The sequence below is a fragment of the Providencia sp. PROV032 genome, from assembly GCF_028484875.1.
Lineage (GTDB): Bacteria > Pseudomonadota > Gammaproteobacteria > Enterobacterales > Enterobacteriaceae > Providencia > Providencia rettgeri_E.
Window position 1 is genome coordinate 198,476 of record NZ_JAMPSX010000003.1, and the last position, 16,443, is coordinate 214,918.

Below are 16,443 nucleotides of genomic sequence, written 5' to 3' on the forward strand. Positions count from 1 at the left end.
AGAAATTAACAATAAATAAGCGATAATATCCCGAATTACATCATAGCGCTGTATTCGGGATATTTATTGAAATGTCTTTTATGAAGGATTAAAAAATTAGCGAATAACTTTACTAACGATCTCAATCGCTTCTTTTTCTATTTGGCGTAAATGCGCTTCTCCGCGGAAGCTTTCACAATAAATTTTATACGCTTCTTCCGTGCCTGATGGTCTTGCTGCGAACCAGCCATAATCAGTCATGATTTTTAAACCACCAATTGGCGCATTATTACCGGGGGCAGCGGTTAAACGCTGTGTAATTTTATCTCCCGCCAATGTGTCTGCTGCAACCATTTCCGGCGATAATTTACTTAATTTCGCTTTTTCTTCATGGCTGGCTTTCGCTTGTATACGATTATAAATCGGAGCCCCAAATTTTTTCGCTAAATTATTGTAACGTTGTTGTGGGTTCTCACCGGTAACAGCTGTAATTTCCGCTGCAAGTAAGCAAAGGATGATACCGTCTTTGTCTGTTGACCAAGGGGTGCCATCGAACTTTAAGAACGATGCCCCAGCACTTTCCTCACCGCCAAAACCTAGCTGGCCGCTGAATAACCCATCAACAAACCATTTAAACCCAACAGGCACTTCAACGAGTTCACGCCCTATATCGTTTACAACACGGTCAATCATTGCACTTGAGACTAGTGTTTTCCCTACAGCAACGTCTTTCCCCCACTGAGGACGATGTTGGAATAGGTAGTCGATTGCCACTGCGAGATAGTGGTTGGGATTCATTAAACCAGCTGGTGTAACAATACCATGACGGTCATAGTCAGGGTCATTAGCGAAAGCTAAATCAAATTTTTCTTTCATCCCAAGCAAACCTGCCATTGCCCAACTTGATGAGCAGTCCATACGGATGACACCATCATGGTCTAAAGGCATAAAACGGAATGTTTGGTCTAGTTGGTCGTTTACGATTTCAATATCTAATTGATAATATTCAGCAATTTTTTTCCAATATTCAATACCAGAGCCGCCCAAAGGGTCTACGCCAATTTTTAAACCAGATTTAGCAATTGCTTGCATATCAACAACTTCGCCTAATGCAGAGACATAAGGCATAACCAAATCTTGCTGAATGACGTATTCACTCGCCATCGCGCTATCAAAGTTGGTTCTATTAACCCCTTCAAGGTGATTGGCTAGTAATTGGTTAGCATTTTTCTCAATGACAGACGTTAAATCGGTATCTGCAGGCCCACCATTCGCAGGATTATATTTAATACCGCCATCTTCAGGTGGGTTATGTGATGGGGTAATAACAATACCATCCGCAACATCCTGATGTGATTGGTTATAACTCAAAATAGCATGAGAAACGGCAGGCGTTGGGGTAAACCCATTATTTTCCTGAACAATAACATGAACTTGATTTGCCGCTAAGACTTCAACCACCGTGATAAATGCCGCTTCTGATAACGCATGGGTGTCTTTCCCCACAAAACAAGGGCCTGTTACGCCTTGCTTTTTACGTAAATCAGCAATCGCTTGTGCAATAGCTAATATATGGTTTTCATTAAAGTTTTTACGCAATGAACTACCACGATGCCCTGATGTGCCAAACTTAACAGCTTGAGATGCATTTCCAGGTTGCGGTTGCTGTGTATAATATTGAGCGGTTAATTGAGCGACATTGATCAAGTCACTTTGAAACGGAAGCTGCCCTGCACGTTCATGTATTGTCACTTGTTTTCTCCCAAAGCACTGATGCTTTGCTATCAACATCAGTGGCCTTTCAGTTTTAAATAGTATTACAAACTTTTTCAATCACATTGGCTGGAAATTGCATTTCCTGCATGATCGCATCCACCATACTACGCTTACGATTCGTATTCGTGTTCGTGATCACCCAATAGGGTGTTCCTGGGATATGACGCGGTTTAGACTGTTTACCAGCTGCAAGTAATGTTTGTTCATCACCAGCAAAATAAATACGAGTTCGGCCATGCATTAGCTCTGTCGCACTCGCAAAACGATTTGCATCTAAACTATATAAAGTAGATAAAATCAACATAAAGCGGTCAATCGCTTTACTTTTTTCTGCGTAAGCATCAGATAGCAGAAGCTCTCTCATGACTCTAACAGGATTTAATGCAACAGCAGGTATACTCATCGCAGGTTCAGCTTTAATAACAGCATGTTCCTGGCCCATTTCTTTTGCTTGTACTGGCTGCCCGGATTTGAAATTTAACATACGGCGCAAAATATCCGATGCACTTTCACCGATATGCTGTGTATGGCTCGCAATATAGCGGTAAAGCTCTTCATCAACTTCTATCGTTTTCATTTTTTCCCAGTACTTATTTAACTAAAATTTGCGGTGTGATTATAAGACAGATTTAAAAAAAACAAAACAATTAAAATTTCAATGACTTAAAGTAAACATTATTCTAATGTTCAAAGATAATTCAGTGGGTTATCACGCCATTACTTTCAATATTTCACCTCAGTGACCCAATTCAATTTTTTGAAATTTACTGGCGGCGATCCCCTTAGTTATCCCCCCATTAATTTACCGCAGCCAAGATTGCCGTTTATTTGACCATTTGGATTTTACTCAGAGCCGTGACATGATAAGGCGCATGTACCGCTGACGAATTGATCAAACAAATATGACTGTATTACTTAACCATACTATTCATAAACCTGAAAATCCAATCTCAAATAGCCCTATAGTACTCATCCATGGGTTATTTGGTGACCTTAATAACTTAGGTGTTTTAGGACGTAATTTACAACAATATTTCGATACGATCCAAATTGATGTTCGTAATCATGGCGACTCATTTCGTGATGAGCAAATGAGCTACCAGCAAATGGCTCAAGATGTTATTACGTTAGTCAAATCTTTAGGTTACAAAAATGCTATTTTAATTGGCCACTCAATGGGGGGGAAAATTGCCATGGCAGCAACCGCAATCGCCCCTAATTTTATTGATAGTATCGTGGCGATTGATATGGCGCCCGTTGCTTACCAAGTCCGTCGTCATGATAAAATATTTGCGGCTCTTGATGCAGTCACAGCAAAAAATGCAAAAACTCGCCAAGAAGCTACCGTGATTATGCGTGATTACATTAACGAAGATGGCGTAATCCAATTTCTGCTTAAATCTTTTAAACAAGGTGAGTGGAAATTTAATTTACCTGCTCTCAAAACTAATTATGAAAGCATTATTGGTTGGGAAACAGTACCTGCCTGGGACAAACCCGTATTGTTAATCCCCGGTGGAAACTCCCCCTATGTACAAGCTGAATATAAAGACCAAATCGCACAACAGTTTCCGCAAGCCAAAGCATGGGTTGTCGCTGATACAGGCCACTGGGTTCATGCAGAAAAGCCAGACCATGTTTTAAGAGCTATCCATCGGTTTTTATCTATCCCCGAATAATTAATTACATTTAAATATAGATATTGAAGAGATATACAACTTTTCAATATCTTTAAATATATTTGCGGTTAAATATAATTTCTTCATTAATTACATAATGAGACTAACTTCAATACACAGCGAATTACAAACCCTGTATTATCCAAATTCCACCCTATTTTATTATTACCTACTGTATATTTTATTAATACAGGTTTTAATTATAAAATTAAAATAACTTAAGGAATTTATTAATATAGAAAATGGATAGTCTCAAATCAAAATCGACATTATACTTTATTAGTGTTATTGCTAAGTTATCAGGGGGGATAAACCCTAAAGAACTGGAAAAAACACTCAATGAACCTATTAGTTACAATGAAAAACTTAACCTTATTAAATCGAAATACTCCATTCGCTGTAGGAATAAATATCAGAAAAATAAAAATCTAACTAAAATAGTTTGCCCTGCTATTTTATATAATACCAAGGGAGAGGCTTTCCTATTAGCTAACCGCAACCAAGAACAAGTGCTCATTCAGCAATTTGGGAATACGCCGCCAGAGATATGGAGTATTGATGAGCTGAATCAACAATGGAATGGTCATTGGTTAGAAGTAAACCTTAAGCAGGGTCAATTTGACATTACCTGGTTCCAAGTTGAATTTATGAAATACAAACCTATTATTTTGTGGGTTTTATTCTTTTCATTTATATTACAAATACTCGCATTAGTTTCCCCTATTGTTATGCAAGTTATTATGGATAAAGTGCTCGTTCATAATAGCTTAGTCACATTGGACGTTTTAATTTTTGGGTTAATTATTGCGGCGTTAATAGAAGTGACATTGAAAGGGTTACGTGAGTATATTTATCACCATACCGTTAACCGCATTGACATGACACTCGGCTTAAAGCTGGTTGATCATTTACTTAGGCTGCCTATCCCCTTTTTTAAAAGTAGGCAAATAGGCGCAATTGTCACCCGAGTGAAAGAGCTCGAAACTATTCGTGAATTTTTAACCAGTAGTTTTTTCACTCTATGTGTCGATGTGCTATTTTTATTTGTATTTATTTTTGTGATGAATTTAATCTCTACAACACTCACAATAATATTTCTGTGTTCTATTCCATTTTATCTTTTATTAGCTTGGTGGTTAACACCTAAAATTGAATCTGCAGCACAACAACAGTTCACCAATATCGCCATCAATACCTCTTTTTTGACCGAAAGCATTAATGGAATCGAAACTGCGAAAAGCTTATCCGTAGAACCAAATTTTACTCGTCGCTGGGACGGTCAAACCGCTGATATGAGCCAAACTAACTTTGTATCAGGGCAAATAAGCTCACGTTCTGAACATCTGGTTATGGCTATTGAAAAAATCACCAGTGCCATTGTATTGTGGGTTGGTGCCTCTGAAGTTTTAGCATTGCAGATGACAATTGGCCAGCTTATTGCTTTTCACATGATGGTTAATCATGCTAACCAGCCTCTCATCAAACTCACTAAACTGTGGGGGGATTACATTCGAACCCGTGTCGCTATCGAAAAACTTTCCCAAATTATCAACTTACCTATTGAACAGTCTCAGCAAGAAAATAAATTGCCTCTTCAAGGGCACTTAAATTTAAAGAATATCTCGTTCCGCTACCAACCTAACATGCCATTTGTTCTAAAAAACTTTAATTTAAATATTAAAGCGGGTGAAACTATTGGTATTGTTGGTACTTCCGGGTCAGGTAAAAGTACCCTTGCTAAATTGTTACTACGGCTCTATACCCCAGAGAGTGGCACCATTTTCGTGGATCACACGCCCATATCCGCGATTAACTTACACTCCCTTCGTCAACAAATTGGCATTGTGCTGCAAGAGAATTTTTTATTCAGCCAATCCGTTTTTCACAATATTGCTCAAACCTCACCGGATGCTTCCATGGACGAAGTCGTTCATGCGGCCAAAATGGCGGGAGCACATGATTTTATTTTGAAATTACCAAAAGGTTACGACACCGTTCTTGCCGAGGGAGGAACATCCCTTTCTGGCGGTCAACGCCAACGTATTGCAATTGCTCGGACACTACTCTCAAACCCGAGAGTAATTATATTTGATGAGGCGACTAGCGCATTAGATGACGAGTCCCAAGCCGTTATTCAAGAAAATATGCATATCATTGCAAAAGGAAGAACCATCATCACTATCGCTCATCGCTTATCAACTATTCGCCATCACCAGCGGATCATTGTGATGAAAAATGGGGAAATCATTGAGCAAGGTAGCCACCAGCAACTTATTGAACAAGGTAATTTTTATAAACACTTGTGGACTCTACAGCAGTCTCTGAAATCAGACATGGACGTAAAATGAAACATCGATTAGACAAAAACCGTTATAACAGCTTTTTGCCTTCACACTTAGCGATATTAAAGACACCTCCGTCTTATTTGGCTCTCTATGTCGCTATTTCTATTGGTATCGGCGTTTTTCTTGCTGTAACTTGGTCATTTTTTGGCAAGTTGGATATTCAAGCAACAACTCAGGGCAAACTAATTGTTTCGGGACGAACACAGTTAATTCAAGCGTTTGAATTAAGTCGTTTAGAACACATTCATGTTACTGATGGGCAAATCGTGAAACAAGGGGATCCTTTAATCACTGTCAATGTGCTCGGCGTTGACCAAGATATTCTAAGTTTAAATTATCAGCATAATTTCCATGTATCTGAAATATTAATTTATCAATCATTGATTTCACAACAGCCCCTTGAGCAGTTGCCTTTATTTAGTCAATTAACTGAAACAGAACAGAACAATACACGGGCTAGCTATCAAACACAAAAAATAGAATTTGATTCATTAATTAATGAACTTAACAATGAAATTCAACTAAATACCGTCAATCAACAAGCTAGAAATGAGGAATTGCTTACCATCAATTCCCTCATCGTAAACATCAAAAAGCGCCTTGATGCACACCATTCGTTAACAGAAAAGCAGTTAATCAGCCAAAAAGAGTTTTTAGAGCAAGAGCGGGAGCTATTAATCGCCAAAAAAGAAAAAGTCACCAAGTTATCTGAGCTATCAATTCTAAAAAGCCAGTATCACGCCTTAAATGAAAAAATAGACAGAATAAAAGCACAAAAAAACCAAGAGTGGGATGAAAAATACAAACAAGCCGACTTTAAGCGAGTTTCTCTTGAACAAGAATTATTAAAAAATAAAGAAAGAAACCAATTAGAAATCATACGGGCTCCCGTTGATGGCACCATTCAACAGCTTGCTACACACACTTTAGGTGCAGTGCTACAACCCGCACAGCAGTTAATGGCCGTCGTACCTAACAATGATGTTCAATTAGCTGAAATTAAAATTTTGAATAAAGATATTGGGTTCATCCATGAAGGACAAAGAGCGGAGGTAAAAATAGATGCGTTTCCTTACACTCGTTATGGCACGGTTGAAGGTGAAGTGATTTCCATTTCCCGGGACAGTACTCTCGATGAAAATCTTGGATTAATATTCTTAGGGCAAATAGGACTTAACCAGAAAGAACTATTTGTTGATGGCGAATCTATTGAATTGACTCCCGGTTTATCCATTGTGGCTGAAATAAAAACGGATAAACGTCGCATTATTGATTACTTACTTAGTCCTATCAATGAATACACCTCAAACGCGATGAGGGAGAAATAATCGATGGAACAGTTAAATAATCATGGCTTGGATGCCTTAGTTTGGGTGGCTAAATATTACCAAAACAATGTTTCATCTGATCAACTCAGGCATGCAATTGGTATGCAAACTTTATCCCCTACTGAGTGGGAAATTAGAGGATGTGCTCATACATTAGGGTATGAAACCGAGCTTATTACCGCGCAATATGCACAATTAAGCACGTTGCCTTTGCCTGCTTTAATCTATATAGCCGGTTTTTGGCAAGTTATTAGCCAAGAAAATGAATTGGTACTCATAAACCCTATTAATGACAAACGGGAACCCATTCATAACTCTGGTGCGCTTCCAGATACTGAAATTGACGTATTACTCATTAAAGAACAACTAGAGCCCGAGCAAAAAAAAGCCTTTGGCTTTAGTTGGTTTATCCCCTCTATTTTTCGGCAACATGTTAAATTACGAAATATTTTTATTCTCTCTGCCATTATTCAGCTTTTCGCCTTAATTAGTCCTTTATTATTTCAAAACTTAATCGACAAAGTGTTGGTTGGACGCAGCCTTTCAAATTTACATGTTATTGCGTTGGCGATTTTTGCCATTGCGGTTGCAGAGCCGATATATGGCTTTATTCGTAATAAAATTTTTAGTCATAGTAGTAGCCAGATCGGTGCTGAATTATCAGGCAAAATTTATCGCCATTTAATGGCCTTACCTTTAAATTATTTTAAACTAAGGCCAACAGGTAAAATTATCGCAAGGATCCGTGAATTAGCCCATATAAGGCAATTTTTAACGGGTTCAACACTCATGCTATTTATAGACTTTATCTTTGTCATTCTTTTTGTCGCTGTTTTATTTTCCTACAGTAGTTTGATGGCGTGGATTTTATTAGGCTCTATGGGGGTATTTTTTGTTTTATGGATGATCCTAGGCCCAATTATTCGCCAGCAAACTGAAAAATCCTATCAAGCCGATGAAAATGGTCTCACATTTCTCACTGAAAGTATTACGGGGATTGAAACCATAAAAACGACCGCGACAGAAAAATACTTTAATCAACGTTGGAAAAAAATATTTAGCAAACAGCTGACTCAAAGCTTTAAAGTTTCAATGCGCAGTGAAGTGGCCTCCCAATTAATGACATTCGTGAGCAAAATAACTACCGCAATTCTTTTATGGGTGGGTGTCAAAGAGGTATTAAATGGCGGGATTTCGCCTGGTGAATTAGTGGCATTTAATATGCTAAGTGCGCATGTTACACAACCCGTATTGCGGTTTGCCCAAGTTTGGCAGGACTTCCAACACACCATCATTTCCCTACGTCGAGTGGGAGATATTCTTGATGAACCTATAGAAAATGAACGCAAGGGGATTGCAAATACGTCAAATATTCACGGAAAAATCGAGTTTCAAAATATCCGTTTTCGTTATCAACCTGATACGCCTGAAGTTCTCAATAATTTGTCATTAACGGTTAATGCAGGTGAGTTTATCGGTATTACCGGCCCCTCCGGTTCGGGGAAAAGTACCCTAACAAAATTATTACAACGGCTTTATGTACCACAACATGGGCAAGTTATTGTTGATGGTATGGATCTCGCAGTCGCAGATACCGTTTCATTACGCCGAAAAATGAGCGTCGTATTACAAGAAAGTACCTTATTCGTCGGGTCTATCGCTGATAATATTCGATTAAGTCATCCACAAGCGACTGACGAACAAGTTATTCACGCTGCAAAATTAGCTGGTGCTTATGAATTTATCATGACATTGACTGATAATTTTAATTATCCCTTATCAGAAAAAGGATCGAATCTTTCCGGTGGTCAACGTCAACGAATTGCACTTGCGCGTGCTTTGCTCACCGAACCCGATATTTTAATTCTCGATGAAGCGACTTCCGCGCTCGATTATGAGTCAGAAGCCGCCATTATGGAGAATATGCCATTAATTACTCAAGGAAGAACCGTCATTAGCATTGCTCATCGGCTAAATACGATTATGCACGCTGATAGGATATGTGTGATTTGCCAAGGAGAAGTACACGAGATGGATACTCACGAAAACTTACTCAAATCAAATGGCTTATACGCCAATTTATGGTACCAACAAACGCAATAACATGGATAAAAAAGCATCACGTCTATGGCAAGTGGTGCTTTTTTACTAAAAGTGCTCATTTTACAACCAATTAAACCAAATCATGATAGATGAAGCTATAGCACAAGGGAATTAGCTAGGGTATCATGGCGCGCTGAATTACTGGCACACCCTTTTAGCAGTTATAAACATGGCAAAAGAACAAACAGACCGAACTACGCTAGATTTGTTCGCTGAGGAACGAAGGCCTGGGCGACCTAAAACAAGCCCGCTATCACGGGATGAACAATTAAGGATCAACAAACGCAACCAACTGAAACGAGATAAAGTGAAAGGATTGCGCAGAGTTGAATTGAAACTGAACGAAGAAGCTGTCGCGGTATTGAATCAGTTAGCTGAAGATAAAAATATAAGCCGTAGTGAATTGATCGAAGAAATTTTAATGTCACAACTTGAGCATGTTGATACATCAATACTCAAATAGCGTTATCTTGGTAAATCACACAAATTTGACAGACTTAGCAACATTTTTTCGCCAAAATAAGGCGTAATATTCTATCTATTTTCGTTCTAAATGGGCTCTAGAAGGCGAGTTATCACCTCTAGCTCTCTTAGAAAAACAAGAGGTTAATCACTTTATGGCAGTCATAGGCATTTTCTTCGGAAGTGACACAGGTAACACAGAAAATATTGCCAAAATGATCCAAGAAAGATTAGGCAAAGATGTAGCAGAAGTTCACGATATCGCAAAATGTAGCAAAGAAGATATTGAAGCTTTTGACATTCTACTTCTCGGTATTCCAACTTGGTATTATGGTGAAGCCCAATGTGATTGGGATGATTTCTTCCCTACTCTCGAAGAAATTGATTTCGAAGGTAAACTTGTCGCCTTATTTGGTTGCGGAGACCAAGAAGACTACGCTGAATATTTCTGTGATGCAATGGGTACGATCCGCGATATTATCGAACCTCGTGGTGCAGTTATTGTTGGTCATTGGCCAACTGAAGGTTATCACTTTGAAGTATCCAAAGGCATGGCAGATGACAACCACTTTATTGGTTTAGCGATTGATGAAGATCGTCAACCTGAGCTAACTGATGAACGTGTTGATGCATGGGTAAAACAAATCTCTGAAGAAATGTCTTTAGCTGAAATTTTAGGCTAATAGGTCATGTAAAGAACCCTTACCCATAGGTTACGCCACTGTTTTGCACAAAATGAATCATCTAAGCCAGTGGCATAATCTAAAATAACCGATAAGGTATCCTAATAGGATAGGTTCTCACGAGATTATCAAAATAATGAGACAATGCATGGTTTCTATTTTTATTTTCCATGCCTATAATTGTAAATCAGTTTAGAAGACAACTGTATTGATGTTAAAAATGTCTCATTATTGTTAAATTTATGATTTAAGATACAGGACAAAACCCGCATGACAGACAACAATAAAGCATTGAAAAATGCTGGACTCAAAGTCACTCTTCCAAGATTAAAAATTTTGGAAGTACTTCAAGAGCCTGAGTGCCACCACGTCAGTGCGGAAGATCTCTATAAAAAGCTGATCGATATGGGTGAAGAGATCGGGTTAGCAACCGTATACCGTGTATTGAACCAATTTGATGATGCCGGTATCGTTACCCGTCACAACTTCGAGGGTGGTAAATCTGTATTCGAATTAACCCAGCAACATCACCATGACCATTTAATCTGTTTAGATTGTGGAAAAGTGATTGAGTTTACTGACGAATCCATTGAAACCCGCCAAAAAAATATCGCTGCTCGCCATGGCATTAAACTATCTAACCATAGTTTATATCTATATGGTCATTGCGCAGATGGCGATTGCCGTGACAATGCTGACGCACACGAAGCCAAAGAGTAACAGTATTCAACCATCGTTGATGAAACGTAATGGTTAAAAATGCCAAAACCCTGATAAAACAATTTTATCGGGGTTTTTTATTTTAAGTATTGATACTCTTACACTCTATTAGTGATAATTCCTAGTGAATAACCTAAACATAACTATTTACCACTAGATCTCGCCGATAATACGAATTTTATTAAAAACCTTAATAGTTGCAATTCAAATCAAAATCTTTATATTATTTCACGGATAATTATAATTTGTTATCTAGAATTATGCTTTACCAATCAATGTGGTATATAAATAACATCATAGATGATTTCTATCATTTCATACTATTTAAAATTATTTAATTACCTTACTATAATTTTAACTCTAAATTAGAGAGTTAGTGATTCAAATGTAGTCATAAAGTTAACGTACAATTTAAATGTGTAATTGCATTTATTGGCTAAACTTATTGAGTACTTTAGCAATTTGTAAGAGATTAACTGATGAAAAAAACATATCTTTTTCTCAATACAAGTTTTTTCTTCTGGTTTCTTACTTTAATAGGGTGGTTCTTTAGTTATTTAACTAGCGCCTTATTTTCGTTTGCATTATCAATACTGTTCTTGATCGTACACTTCAATCAAAAAAAGGTAAGTAAAATGTTCACCAAAAGACAAAACAAGCCCGCGCCTACAGCGACTCCCCCTTCGGTAAGTCATGAGCCTGAAGTGACTGTAAAGATAGAAGAACAAGTCACACTATCAACCCCAACGATTAGTGAAGAAAAAACGAATACAATTATCTCTAGGGACGTTGTTTTTGAAGGAAATATAACCTCTAATGAGCAAGTGCATATCTATGGAAAGGTCATTGGGAATATAACCGGAAAAGATAATACGGTTAAAGTCATGTTAAACGGCCAAGTGACAGGAAATATCACCTGCAAAGAACTGGTGGTAAATGGGCGTATTGAAGGTGAATGCCACTCTGATACTATCAGTATTGAAAATAATGGAGAAATCCACGGTACTATCCATTACAGCAGTTTATCGATTAAAAAAGGTGGGATTTTATCTGGTCAAGCACAAGTTAAAAATCCAGCTCATCATTCAGAAAAAGTTACCGTATTAAAAGATAAACTAAAACAAGACGCTTTGATACTCAATGAAAGTGTAAATAATGCATCTTTATAATCACAATAAAAATAAGGTGAAAATACTCACCTTATTTTTAAGCTTTAATATAGGCATTTATCCTTACGCTAATATCCCATTCATTATTAAAAATATAAGGTAATACCTTTTAATGACTGCCATGGTTTCCCCTATAGCAGTCATTGTGACTAAAATATTTTATACTTTAAAATACAGTAAATGGCATCATCACCATAAACTTAATATCTTTTTCATCTTGGAAGATATTTCCGTAACCACCGCCATAGCTCGGAATATCTGTATGATTATCATACTTGGTAAAATGCAGCTTAAATAGTGTATCTTTTGCTCTACCTGACTGCACGGTATATAAAATATCAAAGTTCCATGCACTTTCTTTTAAGCGTACATCTTGAGCATATTGGCTATTCGTACTTGGTTTAGCGTCCCATCCATAAATATATGAGGTTCCAACCTTCCATCCAGCTAAATCCCAATTTTTTAAATCATACATAACACCCGCCATAACGGCTTTTTCATTATTAGCATTCCAGTCTGAACGGCCATCCCACCAGATATCCATGCGGCCATTTGATGTTGCCCAACCAGGGGTCATACGCTGTAGGAAATAACCTTGATTACCTTTAGCTTTTACATAGGTTCCCTCAACTTTAAAATCAAACTCATCGTAAGTGTAACCTAATGTCATCGCTTGCAACCAAGCTAAGCCGTCATAAACATCGTTAACTCCGCCGTCTGAAACCTTGTCTTTTGCTCCATAAAATTGATAAGACATACGTAAATCACGACCTACAACAGGAGCCGCATAAGAAACTTTGGCAAAATATTGATCCATATAACTTTTAGCTTGCCCATATGCACCTTCAAGAACTAGATTGTTTTTAAAGTCATATTTAAAGCCAATTGAGTATAAATAGCTGATCCCAGTTTTACCATCCGCTTCACGAAAGTCATACATACTACGGTACCAAGGCGCTTTATAGCGGTCGGTCCACATATAGGACATGCTCAGCTCGCCATTTTGCTCAAAATCAAACACCCCACCTACCTCTAACCCGCGGTATGTCCCAGGCATGTAGCTCCAGTGGGAAGCTAATAGAGTTTGTCCCGTTGGTTGAATATAGCCTCCTCTCCCCCAGAAAGGTCCATATTTTAGTTTTGCAGCGGCCTTATAGAAAGTCACACCACTGCGATCCCCGGTCCATTTTTCATCCCAACGTGATTTTGCATCACTAAATCCGATTTCATTTGGCGCAGCAGGCCCACTATTTGATAACTCAATGGCAGTAAAACCGGCTAAATCAAGCCCGATGATGTCTTGGAAATAACCAGATGAAAAATCGAGACTCGCATTAAATGTTGAGTGCTTAAGATTATCTGCATATTTTTTATATTTATCGCTATTTGGGTCTAAATCTTTACGTGAACGATCTCGCTGCCAGTAATAAAGACCACCAGTAAGTTTTGAATCTTCAAGAAATTGTTCTGCATGCATGATAGGCTGATAACCGATAGGAAGCATCGCAATCGCAATTTTTAAGACGAGCAATTTCCTGCCAGTATTGACATTTTTATTAACCATTCTTGTATTCCTCTAATATTTTTTAATTTTATTTTTCGGCCGAAATACGATTTAACTTTCCATTTAAATCTAAATATTCACAATGAGTTATGCCTCTTGCGATGTATTTAGCCTATTTTTTGCAACGCGAATTATCAACACAGATACAGGCTTTGTTGCCAAAATATGATCAACGGCACATTAATTTTAATTAATGGTCATTATCACCGGTGATGACCTTACTAAAAATGAAATTTAATATATTGATAAATATGAAAAATAATGAATAGAAACCCATTAGGTGGGGCTTAAGATAAAATCAGTAAATTGACTTTTTGGACCTTAATTTTTGCTATTTGATAAGAATTCTCTAAGTTCTATCACCACATTGACCTAATTGTCTTAAAAAAAATCAGATATTGAGTGGAATAATGCGGTTAAATGTTGTTATGCTGAAAAATAACATACATATATATATAAAATTTACCAATAAATAATAAAATAAAATTAACAGCATTAATAAGAAAAGCCTCGTATTGGTATTTGATATTATAAACTCTCCTTTTCAACATAAAGAGTTCATCTATGAAAATAGACTTAACAGGTAAACGTGCATTAGTCAGCGCATCAACAGCTGGAATTGGCTATGCTATCGCTAAAGGTCTCGCTAATTGTGGCGCAGAAGTTTTGATTAATGGGCGCAATGAAGGGCGCGTTAATGATGCAGTTTCTCGCTTGAAAAAAGAGTTACCAAACGCCAAGGTATTTCCAGCTATCGCGGATGTCAGTGATGCAAAAAGCGTTGATAAGCTACTCAGCGAAATTAATGAAATTGATATTTTGGTTAATAATGCGGGTATTTATGGGCCAGAAGATTTCTATACAATGGATGATGCTAACTGGGATAATTACTGGCAAACAAATGTGATGTCCTCGGTGCGTTTATCCAGAGCCTTACTTCCTGCAATGGTAAAAAAAGGCTGGGGCCGTGTGGTATTTATCTCATCGGAATCGGCGCGCAATATCCCTGCGGATATGATCCACTATGGTGTGACTAAAACGGCTATGCTCTCCCTTTCTCGAGGGCTAGCAAAATATGTCGCCGGTAGTGGTGTTACCGTAAATAGTGTCTTACCGGGGCCAACACTGTCTGATGGTTTTGCCAATATGATGGAAGATGAAGCTGCGAGAACGGGGAAATCGCTTGAAACCCTCTCAAAAGAGTTTGTGATGGCTCACCGCCCAAGCTCAGTGATCCAACGCGCAGCGACTGTCGAAGAAGTTGCTAATATGGTGGTTTATACCTGCTCTGAGCAAGCGTCAGCCACTTCCGGTGCGGCCTTACGTGTTGATGGTGGAGTTATCGATGATATTGTGTAATTCGTGGATTCAATAATATTACATTAATGTCACAGCAAAATTAACGGGGTACAGGCTACTGCACCCCGCTGTATTAAATTAACACTTATTTTAATAATTAGTATTTCTCAAATAATGCCTGAATTTGCTGAGGATCCTTAGTCTGGGTTAATGCTAATTGTAGCAACACACGCGCTTTTTGCGGGTTTAACCTTTCTGAAGCAACAAATCCATATAAGTTATCATCCACTTCGGCATTTCTTGTTGTATAACCTGTTGGTACACGGCTTGAACGAACGACAACTACGTCTTCTTTCGCTGCTTTTGCTAAAGCATCAAATACCGCTTTATACATATTACCGTTACCCACACCAGCGCTTACAATTCCTTCAACCCCTTCTTCTCTCAAGGCTTTCACAGGAGCGGCTGAAGCATTAGCATAATTGTAAACAATACCTACTGCAGGAAGCTTTTCGAGCTTACTGACATCGAATGCTGCTCTATCACCACGTGGTTGCGGTGCTTGGAAATAGGTAACTTTACCATCATGAATAAAGCCTTCTGCCCCACCATTAACGGCATCAAATGCCTGTACTTCAGTGGTGCTCATTTTCATCACATTACGGCCTTGCACAACTTTATCGTTCATTGCCATCAAAACACCACGCTCTGCGGCAGACTTATCTGTCGCTAAAACCACCGCGTTATATAAGTTCAGAGGGCCGTCCGCTCCCAAAGCCGTTGAAGGGCGCATTGCACCAACCAAAACAATAGGCTTTTTACATTGCGTAGTTAAATCAAGAAAAAATGCTGTTTCTTCTAAAGTATCAGTACCATGTGTGATTACAAAACCATCCGTTTTATCACAGTCCTGGTTAATTTTTTTAGCCAGTGTCAGCCAGACTTGGTCATTCATGTCTTGTGAACCAATATTCACCAATTGCTCACCGCTTAAATTGGCAATTTTTTTGGTTTCAGGCACCGCATTGATTAAGGCATCAATCCCGACTTTACCCGCTTGATAACTTGAGGAAGTCGCTGAATCCCCCCCACCTGCTATCGTTCCCCCTGTCGCCAATACCGTAATATTGGGTTGAGCGATAGCAGATGCGGCAAACAATGCAACGAGTGTCGCTAAAAGCGCTTTATTTCTGTTTTTCATCCTATTTTCCTTCAATAAATAAACTTCAGTTATTATGTGGATTTATACTGAATTTTATGTGACCTATATAATTATTTTAGGATAAATAATGAATCTTAAGATGATTTATCTATGAATGAATAAAAAGCGTGAGGC

Annotated in this window: 13 protein-coding genes; 9 read left to right on the top strand and 4 right to left on the bottom strand. The window is 38.2% G+C overall.

Annotation, left to right across the window (positions count from 1 at the left end; translation table 11 throughout):
• Window positions 1–96: 96 nt before the first annotated feature.
• Together pgm and seqA are read right to left on the bottom strand one after the other, a co-directional pair.
• Window positions 97–1,731, bottom strand: coding sequence for a phosphoglucomutase (alpha-D-glucose-1,6-bisphosphate-dependent) (pgm, locus tag PSF42_RS02290; RefSeq protein ID WP_125892621.1), 1,635 nt, complete (start codon window positions 1,729–1,731; stop codon window positions 97–99).
• 55 nt (window positions 1,732–1,786) lie between these two features.
• On the bottom strand, window positions 1,787–2,332 hold the full coding sequence (gene seqA, locus PSF42_RS02295) for a replication initiation negative regulator SeqA (protein ID WP_125892619.1): 546 nt from the start codon (window positions 2,330–2,332) through the stop codon (window positions 1,787–1,789).
• A gap of 325 nt (window positions 2,333–2,657) precedes the next feature.
• On the opposite strand from seqA, the gene ybfF reads away from it, so the two are divergent.
• The 8 genes from ybfF to PSF42_RS02335 all read left to right on the top strand — a co-directional run bounded on the left by ybfF (window position 2,658) and on the right by PSF42_RS02335 (window position 12,244).
• Complete coding sequence (ybfF, locus tag PSF42_RS02300) at window positions 2,658–3,434, top strand: esterase (RefSeq protein WP_125892617.1); 777 nt, start codon at window positions 2,658–2,660, stop codon at window positions 3,432–3,434.
• Window positions 3,435–3,676: 242 nt separating this feature from the next.
• The gene (locus PSF42_RS02305) at window positions 3,677–5,782 is read left to right on the top strand and encodes a peptidase domain-containing ABC transporter (protein WP_272679375.1); all 2,106 of its coding nucleotides are present in this window, start codon (window positions 3,677–3,679) and stop codon (window positions 5,780–5,782) included.
• Window positions 5,779–7,107, top strand: coding sequence for an HlyD family type I secretion periplasmic adaptor subunit (locus PSF42_RS02310; protein ID WP_125892614.1), 1,329 nt, complete (start codon window positions 5,779–5,781; stop codon window positions 7,105–7,107). Before PSF42_RS02305 ends, PSF42_RS02310 begins: the two co-directional genes overlap by 4 nt.
• Window positions 7,108–7,110: 3 nt before the next feature.
• The gene (locus PSF42_RS02315; protein ID WP_272679376.1) at window positions 7,111–9,210 is read left to right on the top strand and encodes a type I secretion system permease/ATPase; all 2,100 of its coding nucleotides are present in this window, start codon (window positions 7,111–7,113) and stop codon (window positions 9,208–9,210) included.
• 169 nt (window positions 9,211–9,379) lie between these two features.
• A complete protein-coding gene (gene ybfE, locus PSF42_RS02320; protein WP_102138471.1) occupies window positions 9,380–9,673 on the top strand; it encodes a LexA regulated protein in 294 nt (97 codons plus the stop codon).
• Window positions 9,674–9,827: 154 nt separating this feature from the next.
• Complete coding sequence (fldA, locus tag PSF42_RS02325) at window positions 9,828–10,355, top strand: flavodoxin FldA (protein WP_004256261.1); 528 nt, start codon at window positions 9,828–9,830, stop codon at window positions 10,353–10,355.
• 270 nt (window positions 10,356–10,625) lie between these two features.
• The gene (fur, locus tag PSF42_RS02330) at window positions 10,626–11,075 is read left to right on the top strand and encodes a ferric iron uptake transcriptional regulator (protein ID WP_004256285.1); all 450 of its coding nucleotides are present in this window, start codon (window positions 10,626–10,628) and stop codon (window positions 11,073–11,075) included.
• 635 nt (window positions 11,076–11,710) lie between these two features.
• Window positions 11,711–12,244 carry a bactofilin family protein gene (locus PSF42_RS02335; RefSeq protein WP_248467887.1) on the top strand — a complete coding sequence of 178 codons (534 nt, stop codon included), beginning with the start codon at window positions 11,711–11,713 and terminating at the stop codon, window positions 12,242–12,244.
• A gap of 166 nt (window positions 12,245–12,410) precedes the next feature.
• On the opposite strand, the gene chiP is transcribed toward PSF42_RS02335, so the two are convergent.
• On the bottom strand, window positions 12,411–13,808 hold the full coding sequence (chiP, locus tag PSF42_RS02340; RefSeq protein WP_125892486.1) for a chitoporin ChiP: 1,398 nt from the start codon (window positions 13,806–13,808) through the stop codon (window positions 12,411–12,413).
• A 564-nt stretch (window positions 13,809–14,372) separates the two neighbouring features.
• On the opposite strand from chiP, the gene PSF42_RS02345 reads away from it, so the two are divergent.
• Entirely contained in the window at window positions 14,373–15,167 is a 795-nt protein-coding gene (locus PSF42_RS02345) for an SDR family NAD(P)-dependent oxidoreductase (RefSeq protein WP_125892484.1), read from the top strand.
• 97 nt (window positions 15,168–15,264) lie between these two features.
• On the opposite strand, the gene ansB is transcribed toward PSF42_RS02345, so the two are convergent.
• Complete coding sequence (gene ansB / locus PSF42_RS02350; protein ID WP_248467886.1) at window positions 15,265–16,308, bottom strand: L-asparaginase 2; 1,044 nt, start codon at window positions 16,306–16,308, stop codon at window positions 15,265–15,267.
• Window positions 16,309–16,443 lie beyond the last annotated feature (135 nt).